This is a genomic window from Streptomyces triculaminicus, assembly GCF_017349075.1.
GTDB classification, from domain to species: Bacteria; Actinomycetota; Actinomycetes; order Streptomycetales; family Streptomycetaceae; genus Streptomyces; species Streptomyces triculaminicus.
Genome location: NZ_JAFMOF010000001.1, coordinates 1,179,359 through 1,192,483, shown reverse-complemented (window position 1 = coordinate 1,192,483; position 13,125 = coordinate 1,179,359). Strand labels below are relative to the sequence as shown.

Below are 13,125 nucleotides of genomic sequence, written 5' to 3'. Positions count from 1 at the left end.
ATCCCGGAGGGGGACGACCATGCTCGACGCGCATGAGCTCGAGGCCGAGTCCGCTGAGCTGCTGCCGGGCCGTGAGGCCCTGGGCAAGCTGAAGTTCAGCTTCACCCGCACCACGAACGTCACCAAGCACGTCGCCGACGTCACGGCGCACAACTCCTCGACGGCGCTCAACGTCTGCTCGCCGGACGCCGTGGCCCAGTCCGCGGCCGGTCAGTCGATCGCCATCCAGCAGTAGCACCCCGCGGCGGTAGTACACCGCGGCCGCACGCCGTCGTAGGCGACAGGCGTGCAACAGAACGTCATCAGAGGTGTCCGCGGGCCGCATCGGTCGCACGGCACGTCGTTGCACACGTCGTTGGAACAGAGAGGCACAGCCATGAGCATGAACCCGATCGAGCTCGAAGCCGAGTCCGCCGAGCTGCTGCCGGGCCGTGAGGCCCTGGGCAAGCTGAAGTTCAGCTTCACCCGCACCACGAACGTCACCAAGCACGTGGCCACCGTCCACGCGCACAACGAGTCCCTGGCCGTGAACGACAGCTCGCCCTGGGCCGTCGCGCAGTCCGAGGCGAGCCAGGCCATCTCGATCAAGCAGTAGCCCGGCCCACGCACTCGGCGGGCCGCGTCCAGGGGAAGGCGCGGTCCGTCGACAGGGGGGGGGAACAACAGCGGTTTCGCCGAGGGGGAGGACGTGGATGACGGTGGTCGGAGACCACGAGGCCGGCCGCAGTCGCCATCACGCCATCGGCGAGACCGCGACGCTCCAGATCGACACCGGGACGTCCGGCGTCCGGACAGGGGACGCCGGAGCCCCGGTGCCGGGGCCCGGCGGCTTTCCGTACACCGCCGCCCCGGAGGCGTACGGGACCGGGGAGCCCGAGGACGTCACCCGCCGGCCGCCGCTCGCGCGGCCGCCGGAGCCCGAGCCGCGGTCCGAGGCCGAAGCCGTCGTCCCGCGGCTCGGCGCCGGACTGCGGCTGCACGGCGAATACCAGGGCTCGGGCTTCAACGAACCCAAATACATCGCCCGGCGCGGCGACGGCCAGGTCGTACAGCTCTCCAGGCTGCTGCACCTGGTCGCGTCGGCCATCGACGGCGTGCGCGACATGCGGGCGGTCGCGGCCGAGGTCAGCGCCGGATACGGACGCGAGGTCAGCGGCGAGAACATCGCCTACCTGGTGGAGAAGAAGCTCGAGCCGCTCGGCATCACCGTGCCGCAGGGCCAGGAGAGCGACGAGGTCCACGGCCCCCGCTCGGACCTGCTGCTGAGCCTCAAGGGCCACCGGGTCGTCTTCAACGAGAAGCGGGTCGCCGTCATCGCCCGCTCGCTCGCCTGGCTGCACCGCCCGCCCGTCGTCGCGACCGTGCTGTCCCTGGCCGTCGCCATGGACGTGTGGCTCTTCGGCTTCCACGGCGCGATGGAACCCGTACTCAGCGTCCTCGACCAGCCGTTGCTGCTGCTCGTGGTCTTCGTGCTCACCGTCGCCTCGCTCGTCTTCCATGAATTCGGGCACGCCTCGGCGTGCAGATACGACGGCGCGCATCCCGGCTGCATCGGCTGCGGCATCTTCCTGATCTGGCCGTCCATGTACACCGACGTCACCGACGTCTACCGGATCGGGCGCGCCGGGCGGATCCGCACCGACCTCGGCGGCGTGTACTTCAACGTCGTCTTCATGCTGCTGCTGACCGGGGCGTACTTCGTCACCGGCCAGCCGTTCCTGCTCTGCGCCGTCTACCTCGGGCACTTCGAGGTGCTCGAACAACTGATGCCGGCCGTACGGCTCGACGGCTACTTCATCCTCGGCGACCTCGCCGGCGTCCCGGACCTCTACGGCAAGATCAAGCCGATCCTGCTCAGCATGATCCCGGGCCGCAAGCCCGATCCCGCCGTCGCCGACCTCAAGCGCAAGACGCGCGTCATCGTCACCACCTGGGTGCTCACCATGGTGCCCTTCCTGCTCGGCGAGCTCTGCTACGCCCTGTGGAACCTGCCCCGCCTGGTCGCCACCGGCATCCGCTCGCTCACCCAGCAACTCACCGGCACCTACGAGGCGTTCGCCGCCGGCGAGCTGCCGGCCGGGCTGGCCGGCGTGCTCGGCAGCCTCATGCTGATCGTTCCGCTGGCCGGCATGACGTACCTGTCCATCCGCCTCTCGGGACGGCTGGGCCGCAACGCCCTGCGCTACACGGCCGACCGCCCCCGCCTGAGGATCGGGCTCGTCCTGGGCGTGGGGGCCGTCGCCACGACCCTCGCCTACGCCTGGACCAGCGGCGTCACGCCCAAGCCGCTGCCGCCCGCGCCGCCGATCGCCCCGATCCTGCAGCCCCACGTGCCCACCGCCCCGGCGTCCCCGAGCCCCACCCTGCCGGGTCACGACCCGTCCAAGGAGAACGGGCCGGGCGTCTGGGCACCGGACGGCGCGGCCCCGGTCGTGACGCCGCTGCCCTGGCGCACTCCGCCGGCCGCCCCGGGCTGCCGACGCCGGTGCCCGCCGTGGTCCCCGCCCCGCCGGGCGCCCCGGCCGCCGCACCCGCCCCGGCCGCACAGCCCACGAAGGCCCCCGTGCCCGTCGTCCTCCCGCCCACGATGCCCCCGCGCTCCCGCCCGCCCTGCCGCCGAGCGCCCCGCCCAAGCCCGCGCCGGCGCCCAGCGCCACGGCCGCGCCCTCCCCGGCCGCGTCCCCGACGCCCGCCCCGGCCCCGGAGCCGTCGGCGAGCCCGTCCGCGGCGGCCACCGCCCCGGCGCCACCCGCGCCGGCCACGTCGCCGCCATCGTCACCGTGAACCGCGGTGAATCACCGTGAACCGTTCCAGGAGAAGACCGTGAAGCCTGCGAAGTCCCGTACCTCCCGTCACTTCCTGCGCCTCGGCCTGCTGGCCGCCGGCCTCGCCGCGGTCGCCACCGCGGGCCCGGCCCAGGCCGCCGAGGCGGTCGCCATCGCGCACGACGGCGTCCGCACCACCGCCGACCACCGCCACCACACGCAGTTCCGCGACAGCTTCTCCGTCCGCCAGCTCGGCACGGTGGCCGCCGCCCGCGTGGACAACCGGGCCGTCGCCCGCTCGGCGGGCTGCACCGCCGACGACGCCTGCCGGTCGGTGGCCCTGTCCTTCCAGATCATCACGCTCTCGGGCGAGCACGTCCGGCTCGCCGCCGTGAACAACGGCCGCGCCATCAACGACCACTGCACCGGCTGCCAGACCCTCGCGGGCGCCTACCAGTTCGTCCTCTCCACCCCGAAGGCCACCCGCCTCACCCCGGCCGCCCAGCGCCGCCTCGCCGACATCCACCGCCGCCTGGACGCCCTGGGGGCCTCCCGCCTCCCGGCGGCCGACCTCAGGAAGAAGGCCGACGCCCTGGCCGCCGAGGTCACCTCCGTCCTCGCCGCCCCGTCCTCGACGACCGCCGACCACTCGGCCCGGCCCACCGTCAAGGTCCACCGCCAGCTGGACGGCTGGCCCGGCCGCTGACGGCACGCGGGCCCCGCCTGCGCGATAATCCCGATCATGAGGCTCACCGGGTCGCACCAGCGGCTGCTCGCCGATCTGGCCGCCGTCGGGGCGTCGTACCCGCTCGCCCTGTCCGGCGGCCACGCCATGGGGGCGCACGACCTGGTGGACCGCCCGTGCCGGGAGGTGGAGCTGGCCACCGACAGCCCGGTGCCGATGGAGGACATCGCGGCGGTCGTCCGCTCCGGGCTGACCGAGCGCGGCTGGCGGGTGAGCGGGGCCGACACCGTCCCGCTCGGGGCCCGGCTCCTGCTGACCGACGCCACGACCGAGGAGGAGCACACGGTGGTCCTCCTCAAGGAGACGGTGTGGCGGCCGCCCGTCCGTACGGAGTACGGCCTCGTCCTCGCCGCCGAGGACGTCGTCGGCACCCGCGTGCGCGCCCTGGCCGACCGGGGCCTGGCCCCGGACCTCGTCGACGTCCAGGCCGCCTCGGCCCGCTGGCCCCTCCTCGAGCTGGAGGAGTTCGGCCGCCGGCACGCCTCCGACACGTTCGATCCGGCCGATCTCCAGGCCCGCCTGGAGGCGGCCGACTGGATCGACGACGGAGAGTTCGCCGCCTACGGTCTGGACGCCGCCGCCACCGAGGAACTGCGCCGCTGGGCCCACGGCTGGGCCACCGAGATCGCGGAGCGGATCGCCGAGGAGACGCCGTACGAGGACGAGGACGGCGTCGGCGGCGGAGACGGGGACGACGGCGGGGACGTCAGCGGGGACGACGGCGGGAACGGCTGACCGGCGGCCCGTGCGGGCGCCCGGTCAGGGGCCGGCGGGCCGGTCCGGGCGATCCGGGCGGTCCTCGCGGCGGCGCAGTTCCTCGTTCAGCCGCAGGGCCTCCTCGAGCTGGTCCTCGAGGATGATGATGCGGCAGGCGGCCTCGACCGGGGTGCCCTGGTCGACGAGCTCGCGCGCGCGTGCGGCGATGCGCAGCTGGTAGCGGGAGTAGCGGCGGTGGCCACCGCCGGATCTCAGCGGGGTGATGAGCCGTGCCTCGCCCAGGGCCCGCAGGAAGGCGGGCGTGGTACCGATCATCTCGGCGGCGCGGCCCATGGTGTAGGCGGGGTAATCGTCGTCGTCGAGATTGCCCGCGGCGTTCTGTCGGGCCTCTGGAGCCATGCGGGGACCTTATCGGCTGGCGGAGAACGATGTCTATCGCGGCCGTTGCAGGTTTGGGCCGGTGAGGGCCTTGTGCCGCGTGGGCCCCGTCCCCGGACCGGTGCGGCCGTGCCGTCGGGCGGGGGCGGGGACGAAGGACTTTCTAGCGATGAATATCTCTTGCGGCGGCGGCAGAAATTACGTGTCCGCCGGCGCCGGTATTTCCGGCGCGGACCCGCCGATCCGGGAAATCTCTATACGGCGGCGGATGGCCCGTGCTACTGTCGATTTCAGTTGCAGTTGTGGTTCCCATAGCCTCGGATGTCTGTCTTCCGTCTTTTTGTCGGTGGCGGCTTCTAGTACCCCGGAGTTCTCCGGATGGGGCGATCGCGGCGACGCGAGGCTCACGAGGTGTGAGTCCAAGGCATTTCCCCGAAGGAGAAAAACATGGCCACCGGTACCGTGAAGTGGTTCAACGCGGAAAAGGGCTTCGGCTTCATCGAGCAGGACGGCGGCGGCGCCGACGTGTTCGCCCACTACTCGAACATCGCCACCCAGGGCTTCCGTGAGCTTCAGGAAGGCCAGAAGGTGAGCTTCGACGTCACGCAGGGTCAGAAGGGCCCGCAGGCGGAGAACATCGTCCCCGCCTGATCCCTTCAGGTGTTGCAGCGCCGGGGCCCGCATCTTGGGTGCGATCCCCGGCGTTTGCTGTTTGTACAGAAATTCCTCGGCGTGTGCGCGTCGGGGGTCGCGACGGCCGAATGTGCTCGATATTTTAATTCGACCCGTTCGTGCGATTTCCTGCACGGCCTGTAGCGGGGAATTTCCCGTGACGCCAGCTCTTCCTCCCATCCTGATGAGGCTCCATGCGATGCGTGATCGCTCGTTTTCCCTTCGACTTCATCAAGAGTGAGGTGCAGACGCTGATGTCCGGCGTCGAGCCCGAGGACGCCACCGGCCCCTGCGCCGTCATCGACGACCGCACCTATCCCGTCAAGCAGGTCGGCCAGGTGATCACCGGCCTGGACCGGCGGGACTTCACGGCGCTCGAGCTCACCCGGGCGCTGGGCCGTCTGGGGTTCACCTGCGTCACCGCTCCCGTCGCCGGCCGGCTGGGCCCCATCACCGACTTCTGACGGCCTCAGGCGTCACGGCACCCGCCCCGCGAGCGGCGCGGAGCATCGCGACCGCCATGACCAGGGCCCACGCGTCCACCCCGAAGGCGGCGACGCGTTCCAGGCCGCCCAGCCCGGTCCCCGGGTCGGCCTGGGCGAAGAACATCCCCGCCGCGGCCACCGCGAGGGCGGCCAGGACGAGCGAGACGGCGCGCAGCCTGCCGAACAGGGACCGGCCGGGGACGAGCCCCGTGCAGAGGAGCCCGAGGTTCCCCAGGCCCATGATGAGCAGCGCGCCCAGCACGTGGACGTTCTCGTCGGCGTCCGCGGGCACCAGGCCGACCAGGACCCAGCCCCCGGCGTTGACGGCCATGAGTATTCGGGCGGTCACCGCCGCCCCGCCGCGCCCCCAGCAGGCGCCGGCCAGCAGGGTGCCGGCGAGCAGCAGGACGCCGTGCACCACGAACGAGGCGTTCATGGCGTCGTGCCAGGGTGAGCAGACGTACCGGGGCCGCGATGCGTCCCAGGTCCCGCAGTGGATGTTGCCCAGGTCGCTGATGTTGTTGGCCGCCCAGCTGTAGGGCGTGCGCCAGCCGGACTCCACGACGAGCTGGACGACGAAGAACTGCGCGACGGCGACGATCCATACGACCGCACCGGCCTTCGCGGCCGGTGGGACGAGGCTGCCGGAGTGCGGCGCGGGTCTCGGTTTCACGATGTGCCTTTCAGGGCCGCCGACTTGAGTCACGCGAGTTGCGTGAGTCGTTTGCGTCCCGTCAACGCTCTCAGCCGGCGGTACCCCGGCACATCGCTGCGCGGAGGGAACCCGGAATCCCCCTCTCGAGCGAGCCGGCACCGGCTCGCGCGGGGGAGGGGCGCCTCAGCGCGGTGACCTTGGCCCCGGCAGCGGCAGCTTGCTCGCCACCGCGTTCATCCGCGCGGTCGTCGCACTGGCGGAGGCGGCCGCCCCGACGAGTTGCCGCACCGACGCCATGAGGAGCTCGCCGTCCGACCGGGCCGTGGCCTGTTCGCAGGTGCGGCCGGCGCCCTCCAACTGGGTGGTGAACCTCTTCCAGTGCGACTGGGCCTGCGGATCGGGCACCCGGAAGTAGTCCCCGGCGTCCCGTGAGATCCGGAGGAACGCGGCGCAGTAGGGGCGGACCCGGGATTCCTCGATCGTGCCCTTCCCCTGGACGAGAAGTCCCGTGAACGCGCGGGAGGTGGTCATGAAGCGGCCGACCAGGTCCTCTCCGCCGTAGGCGTACCAGATGATCACCTGGACCTGCCGGGTCCGGTCGGACACGGGCACGTCCGGCGTCCGTGCGAGCGAGGCCGTGCCCGGCCGTGAGGTCTGCCGCGGCGTGTCCGCCATCGCCGTCGCGGTGACGCCCAGCGCGGCGGCGCACAACGCCCCCACCCAGACGCGGCGGGCGGCGGTTCCGCGCCCCTGCCCACCGGGCGGCCACGCGGGGGCCGCGCTCCACGCCGACGGTCCCCGTGAGCTCCGTACCGCCGCCACGGCCGCCACCGCCATGGCCGCGACGACGGCGGTGAGCGCGCCGAGCAGGAGGGCCGGGCCCATGAGGTAGTGGAAGACCGGCCAGGACATGCCGGGTCGCCAGTCGCAGGTCCGTACGAGCGTGTTCAGCGGCTGGACGCATCCGTCGGTGGAGGCGAGGACGAACGTCCCGGCGAAGGCCACCGCCGTCGCGGCCTGGGCCGCGATGAGCGCCGTGAGCAGCCGGAAGCGGCGCGCCCGCGCGCTCGCGACGAGGGCGGCCGTGGCCGCCGCCGCGCCCAGGGCCACCAGCGCCCACGCGTAGTAGCCGACCGCGAAGTGCCGCGTCAGCTGCCCGGGCGCCGGCTGCCGGGTGTGCAGGACGGCCATCACGCCGACGAGGGCGGACCAGCCCGAGGCGCCGCCGAGTACGCCGGCGAGCAGTACCCCGCGCAGCGACGGCACCGCGTCCTCCGCCCGGCCCGGCGTCTCCTCGTCGCCGCCCTGCACGGCGCCGCGTACCCAGGCGGGCGTGCCGGCGGCCGGGCGGATCACCCAGGCGAGCAGCGGGACGATCCACAGGGCCGCGATCGCCGGGAGGGTGAGGGGGCCGCTGGTCACCTTGCCGAGGTTCACCATGGCCGCGACGGGTGTGGTCCGGTACGCCTCGGGGACGGACTCCAGCGCCGAGGGCTCGTACAGCCTGGTGAGGTCGAGGGGCGTTCCCATGGCGAAGAACGTGCCGCTGCGCTGCCACCACGCGAACCACGCCGACAGCACCAGGCACATGGCGGCCAGGCCGAGCAGCATCGCCGGGCGGATCGTCCGCCCCCGCCACACCCGGACCCACAGGTGGGCGCACTGGGTGGCCCACCAGACGATCACCCCTCCGGCGAGCACCACCAGGGCGAGGACCTCGGGCCGGGCGGGCAGCCAGCGGAAGAGGGTGACGTCGTCCACGACCAGTTCGCCGACGGCCATCCCGGCCCCCAGCCACAGCCCCGCGCGTACGCCGGAGGGTACGCGGCGGCCGGTGAGCACGGCGTGGGCCACGCTCCGCCACAGGGCGATCCCGACCACCGCGGTGATCAGACCGGCCGAGAGGAGCACCCTCACGTGCTCCGCCCACAGGCCGTTCCACCGGGATGTCGCGGTCTGGGCCTGGTAGTTGATCAGGGTGGCGGCGGCTCCGGTGAGGAACAGCGGCAGCGCCCGTATGCCGAACAGCGCCGCCGAATCGGTGAGGGAGTCCCGGCGCAGGTCCCATCGCGGGTGTGTGCGCCAGAGCTCGGCGAAGGCCGCGAGCGCCCGCCGCGCCGCGCTCCGCGCCGGCGGGGGCGTCGCGACGGCCCAGCCACGGGGGTCCGCGCCCCAGCGCATGGCGGCGCGGTCCGCGTAGATCTCCCGGTGGCGCAGCACGTCCGCGCGCGCCAGATAGACCAGCACGACCATGAACGCCATGAGCGCGACGCCACGGGTCAGGGCCGGAAGCTCGGCGGGGCGGAGCATGGGCGACATCCGGACGGCGGACCGGACGAAGTACGCCACGGCGGGCACGAGCACCACGACGACGAACGCCCGCCACACCGCGACGGTGACGTAGGTGACGGTCACGTCGCCGTGGCGGATGTGGGCCATCTCGTGCAGCAGCACCGCCCGGAAGCCCTCCGGGTCGGTGCGCCGGCGGGCGAGCAGGCCCCCGTGCAGGCACACGGTCGGGCGACGGTTGCTGCCGAACACCACGGCGCCGGTCGAGGGCGCCGCCGGATCGACGACGACACGCGGTACGCGGGCCAGCCCCGCCACCGCCGCGAACTCCTCCAGCAGGCGGCCGATCGCGCCGTCGTGGTCGATCGCCGCCAGCGGCACGACCCGGCCGCGCCGCGCCTTCCAGGCGGGCAGGCCCCAGAACAGCAGACAGGCCACGGCCAGCAGCAGGACCGGCCAGGCGAGGCTCACCCACCAGGGCAGCTGTGGTTCGTAGCGGGCCGTGCAGGCGTCGTAGGCCTTGCTCTGACTGGACGCGCTGAGCAGGCTGTCCAGGGCGGTGCCGTGGAAGGGGTCTCCCCCGGAGGCGAGCAGACAGCCCATGCGGCCGAAGCCGGCCGGGTGGGAGAACGCCCGGGTGATGCCTCCCATCACATAGCCGCAGCTCACCAGCAGCAGGACCACCAGCAGCACGAAACGCACCGTGGTGCCCGCGCCCATCGACCGCTCGTCGACGACCCGTGTCCGGGGGAGTGTCGTGGTCATCCCGCCCTAGCCCTGGGCCGGAGTTCCGCTTCCCGCCGTGCTTTCGGGGCCCGGTGGCCCCTGGGCCTCCTCGCCGGGTCCGGCCAGCGCGAGCCTGGCCACCACCGCGTCGGCGATCACCGCAGCGCGTTCGCCGCCCAGCCCGCGCTGTACGGCCGACTCGACCACGCGCCGGTGGATCTCGGCGAGCTGCTCCCGGGTCAGCTCGGGGACGGTGACGGGCGCGTCCGGCCGGCGCAGGAGTCTGCGCATGACGGTCCTCGTCCCGGTGGTGGCACCGGTGGCGACGGCGGCGGCTATCTGGCGTGCCGTCTCGTCCACCACCAGCCACACGACGGGAGCCACCATCGCCGCGATCTCGCCCAGCCCGAACCCCAGGGGCTCACGCCGCCCGCCCCGCCGGCCCAGCCGTCGCACGACCGTGGCGTCGTCGAACCGGGCCAGCGCCTCCACCAGAGGCAGTTCCTCGGGCGCGACCCGGGCCACGACATCACGGACCACGTCGCGCACCCTGGTCCCTTCCGTCAAGAAGTGCTCGCCGGCCGAAGCTGCTCCAGAGCCCATCGTGCCCTCCTGTGGCCCGTGTTCCGCCAGAGCACGCTACTGCGGAAGCTCAGACTCCGTCCTGGATTACGCCTATCCGGTCGGCCGGCCGGTCAGGAGCGTCCCTCAACAGCGAGGAGGCTGGCCGATCTGGCGGGTGAGATTGTCGCCGGACATCCAGCCCGAGGTGCTCGTACCGTCCACACGGACGTAAATCCATTTGTTGCCATAGGCGTTGACGACGGAGCACTGGTACAAGAGCTTCGTGCCGCTCTTGGCCCGGGACACGGAGGGGCACGTCTGGTACGGCCCCGTCACCACGTGGTAGTCGCCGGACAGGTAGCCGTACGAGCCGGGCTTGGGGTCCTTGTGGCTCCAGCCGCCGCAGCTCTTCGACACCGAACCGGGCTTGGCCGTCGGCGTACTGGCCTTGGCCGTCGGAGAGGCCGGGCGCGAGGCCGCGCCGGACGGCTTCCCCGGCGGGTGCATGGACGACGAGGCGCTCGGGGCGGTGGATGTTCCGCCCCCGCTCGGGTCGCCGCCGGCCGCTGGGGAGGCGCTCCCGGGCGCCGCCTGGGCCCCGCCGCCCTTCGTACCGCCGTCCTTGCCGGCCAGGGCGTACGTGACGCCGCCCCCGGCGAGCAGGACGGCGGCGACGGCCGCCGCGACGAGGGTGCGGCTGCGGCGCCGACCTCGGTCGGCCGCGGAGCTCCCGACGCCCGGAGCGTGGGTCGCGACCGGTCCTCCGGGCTGCCCGAGCGCGTGCGGCGGCCCGGGCGGCGGGTAGCCGGTGTGGGGAGGCTGGGGGGACGGCGGGGGAACGGTGCCGCCGGGCCGAACCCGGGCGGCGGCGGGGCGACGGCCGGCGCCGGGCGGGCAGGGGCGCCGGCATGGGCATGGGTGCGGGGGCCGGCGTGGGCGTGGGTATGGGCGGTGCGGGGGCGTCGTCCCGCCCGCGGCCACCCGCTCCAGCATCTCGCGCGCCTGGTCGGCGGTCGGCCGGCTCTCCGGCTCCTTCGCCATCAGTGCCCGCAGTACGGGAGTGAGCGGCCCGGCCCGGCGGGGCTCCGGCAGCGGCTCGTTGACGATGGCCGTCATCGTGGACCACACCGACGTACGGCGGAACGGTGCGGCGCCCTCCACGGCCGCGTACAGCGTCATGCCGAGCGACCAGATGTCGGACGCGGGGCCGGGCTCCTTGCCCTGCGCCCGCTCCGGCGGCAGGTAGTCGATGGAGCCGATGATCTGGCCGCTCTGGGTCAGCTTGGTCACGGCGTCGTCGTCGGCGTCCATGGTGGCGATGCCGAAGTCGGTCAGCACCACCCTGCCGCCGCGCTCCAGCAGCACGTTCGCCGGCTTGACGTCCCGGTGCAGTACGCCGACGCGGTGCGCGGCGTCGAGCGCGTCCATCAGCTTGGCGCCGATGGCCGCGGCCTCGTGCGGCTCCAGCGTGCCGCGCTCCGCCAGTACGTCGTCGAGCGAGGGCCCGTCGACGAGCTCCATGACGATGACCGGCAGGCCCTGCTCCTCGGTCACGTCGTGCACGGTGACCACGCCGCCGTGCCGGATGCGGGCGGCGGCCTGCGCCTCCCGCTGCATCCGGGCGCGCAGGTCGGCCAGTTCGGGGGCGGAGGCGTCGGTGAAGGCGCGCAGGAGCTTGACGGCGACCTCGCGGTTCAGCAGTTCGTCGACCGCCCGGGCGACCACTCCCATGCCGCCGCGCCCGATCGTCGACGTGACCCGGTATCGCCCTCCGAGCAGCTTGCCCGCCAGTTCTTCGCCGTTCGCTTCCCCCGAGGTCACCGCACGCTCCGTCCCGTCACCGTTCGTCATTCGTATGGGCGGCCCAAGAGTAAGGGGAAGAGTGTGGGGAGGAGCCGGACCGCCGGGTGCAGCAAAGAACCCCCAGGTCGATGACCTGGGGGTTCTTTATGAAGAGCGGGCGACGAGAATCGAACTCGCGCTCTGAGCTTGGGAAGCTCATGTTCTACCATTAAACTACGCCCGCGCGAGGCGCCCATCGGGGCGTCGCATCGTCGCACACTGTACCCCATCGAAGGCCCCCGGCGCACTTGCCGTGGTGGCCTTCTCGTCGTGTGTGGGGGTGTGGCGGGGGTGGGGATGCGGGCGTGGGGCGCGGGAGTTGGGGCGTACCGTGGGGCACGGCAAGAGGCGCGGGGGCGACGGGGTGCCGCCTTAAGGTCGGCTGGATGGATCCCCTAATGTGGCTTTTGTCTTTCATGTCGTGCCGGAGGCGCGCATTCAGTAACGCCATGGGGAAAGGGAGCTCGATGGAGCGCACCGTCGTTCGTTGTGCCGAAGGGCACGTGTTCAGCACCGCTTCGTTCCCGATGCAGAACCTCGGTACCGGCCGGATCGGCCCGGGGCGGCTCCTGCGCTGCCCACGCTGCGCGCGACTGCGCCGGTCGGTGCCGGTGGGGAGCGAGAAGAGGTGATCGGGCGCGGGCCCGGGCCGGGGCGGCCCGGGCCCGCGTTGTCAGGTTGTCCGTCTTCTTTGCGTATCCTCGAGGCGTGCTTCTCTCAGACAAGGACATCCGGGCCGAGATCGACGCCGGCCGAGTGCGGATCGACCCGTTCGACGAATCGATGGTGCAGCCGTCGAGCATCGATGTGCGGCTCGACCGCTACTTCCGGGTGTTCGAGAACCACCGGTACCCGCACATCGACCCCGCGGTCGAGCAGGCGGACCTCACGCGCGAGGTGGTGCCGGAGGGCGACGAGGCGTTCATCCTCCACCCCGGTGAGTTCGTGCTGGCCTCCACCTACGAGGTGATCACGCTCCCGGACGACGTCGCCTCGCGTCTGGAGGGCAAGTCCAGCCTCGGCCGGCTCGGCCTGCTGACGCACTCCACGGCCGGCTTCATCGACCCGGGCTTCTCCGGGCACGTGACGCTGGAGCTGTCGAACATGGCCACGCTGCCGATCAAGCTGTGGCCCGGGATGAAGATCGGGCAGCTGTGCATGTTCCGGCTGACGTCGCCCGTCGAACATCCCTACGGGTCCGCGAAGCACGGTTCCCGGTACCAGGGCCAGCGCGGGCCGACGCCCTCGCGGTCCTTCCAGAATTTCCACCGCACGCAGGTCTGAGCG

General features: G+C 72.8%; 13 protein-coding genes and 1 tRNA gene. 8 read left to right on the top strand and 6 right to left on the bottom strand.

The window, feature by feature from the left end; all coding sequences use genetic code 11:
• The first annotated feature begins 19 nt into the window (after window positions 1–19).
• The 5 genes from J1792_RS05500 (at window position 20) to J1792_RS05480 (ending at window position 4,245) form a co-directional block, all read left to right on the top strand.
• Window positions 20–235: a hypothetical protein gene (locus J1792_RS05500; RefSeq protein WP_086573510.1), complete on the top strand. Its 216-nt coding sequence runs from the start codon at window positions 20–22 to the stop codon at window positions 233–235.
• A 141-nt stretch (window positions 236–376) separates the two neighbouring features.
• Window positions 377–595, top strand: coding sequence for a hypothetical protein (locus J1792_RS05495; protein WP_086573511.1), 219 nt, complete (start codon window positions 377–379; stop codon window positions 593–595).
• A gap of 97 nt (window positions 596–692) precedes the next feature.
• Entirely contained in the window at window positions 693–2,804 is a 2,112-nt protein-coding gene (locus J1792_RS05490) for a zinc metalloprotease (protein WP_207246729.1), read from the top strand.
• Window positions 2,805–2,823: 19 nt separating this feature from the next.
• The gene (locus tag J1792_RS05485) at window positions 2,824–3,471 is read left to right on the top strand and encodes a hypothetical protein (RefSeq protein ID WP_207246728.1); all 648 of its coding nucleotides are present in this window, start codon (window positions 2,824–2,826) and stop codon (window positions 3,469–3,471) included.
• A gap of 36 nt (window positions 3,472–3,507) precedes the next feature.
• Window positions 3,508–4,245 carry a hypothetical protein gene (locus tag J1792_RS05480; RefSeq protein WP_242645448.1) on the top strand — a complete coding sequence of 246 codons (738 nt, stop codon included), beginning with the start codon at window positions 3,508–3,510 and terminating at the stop codon, window positions 4,243–4,245.
• Window positions 4,246–4,269: 24 nt separating this feature from the next.
• On the opposite strand, the gene J1792_RS05475 is transcribed toward J1792_RS05480, so the two are convergent.
• Window positions 4,270–4,626 carry a MerR family transcriptional regulator gene (locus J1792_RS05475; RefSeq protein ID WP_086574014.1) on the bottom strand — a complete coding sequence of 119 codons (357 nt, stop codon included), beginning with the start codon at window positions 4,624–4,626 and terminating at the stop codon, window positions 4,270–4,272.
• 426 nt (window positions 4,627–5,052) lie between these two features.
• On the opposite strand from J1792_RS05475, the gene J1792_RS05470 reads away from it, so the two are divergent.
• Window positions 5,053–5,256: a cold-shock protein gene (locus J1792_RS05470; protein ID WP_037915390.1), complete on the top strand. Its 204-nt coding sequence runs from the start codon at window positions 5,053–5,055 to the stop codon at window positions 5,254–5,256.
• Window positions 5,257–5,471: 215 nt separating this feature from the next.
• Window positions 5,472–5,741 (top strand): SCO5918 family protein, encoded by a 270-nt coding sequence (locus J1792_RS05465; RefSeq protein WP_086574012.1) that lies wholly within the window; start codon window positions 5,472–5,474, stop codon window positions 5,739–5,741.
• Here the strand turns inward: J1792_RS05465 and J1792_RS05460 are convergent.
• The 5 genes from J1792_RS05460 to J1792_RS05440 form a co-directional block, all read right to left on the bottom strand.
• Window positions 5,728–6,435 carry a DUF998 domain-containing protein gene (locus J1792_RS05460; RefSeq protein ID WP_179199074.1) on the bottom strand — a complete coding sequence of 236 codons (708 nt, stop codon included), beginning with the start codon at window positions 6,433–6,435 and terminating at the stop codon, window positions 5,728–5,730. The two genes, J1792_RS05465 and J1792_RS05460, sit on opposite strands and share 14 nt — an antisense overlap.
• Window positions 6,436–6,600: 165 nt before the next feature.
• The gene (locus tag J1792_RS05455; RefSeq protein ID WP_207246727.1) at window positions 6,601–9,471 is read right to left on the bottom strand and encodes a M56 family metallopeptidase; all 2,871 of its coding nucleotides are present in this window, start codon (window positions 9,469–9,471) and stop codon (window positions 6,601–6,603) included.
• Between the two features lie 6 nt (window positions 9,472–9,477).
• Complete coding sequence (locus J1792_RS05450) at window positions 9,478–9,972, bottom strand: hypothetical protein (RefSeq protein ID WP_242705413.1); 495 nt, start codon at window positions 9,970–9,972, stop codon at window positions 9,478–9,480.
• Between the two features lie 168 nt (window positions 9,973–10,140).
• The gene (locus J1792_RS05445) at window positions 10,141–11,817 is read right to left on the bottom strand and encodes a serine/threonine-protein kinase (protein WP_307842905.1); all 1,677 of its coding nucleotides are present in this window, start codon (window positions 11,815–11,817) and stop codon (window positions 10,141–10,143) included.
• Window positions 11,818–11,951: 134 nt separating this feature from the next.
• Window positions 11,952–12,022, bottom strand: a tRNA-Gly gene (locus tag J1792_RS05440).
• Window positions 12,023–12,546: 524 nt separating this feature from the next.
• Here J1792_RS05440 and dcd point away from each other — a divergent pair.
• Window positions 12,547–13,122, top strand: coding sequence for a dCTP deaminase (gene dcd, locus J1792_RS05435; protein WP_071962992.1), 576 nt, complete (start codon window positions 12,547–12,549; stop codon window positions 13,120–13,122).
• The last annotated feature ends 3 nt before the right edge of the window (window positions 13,123–13,125 follow it).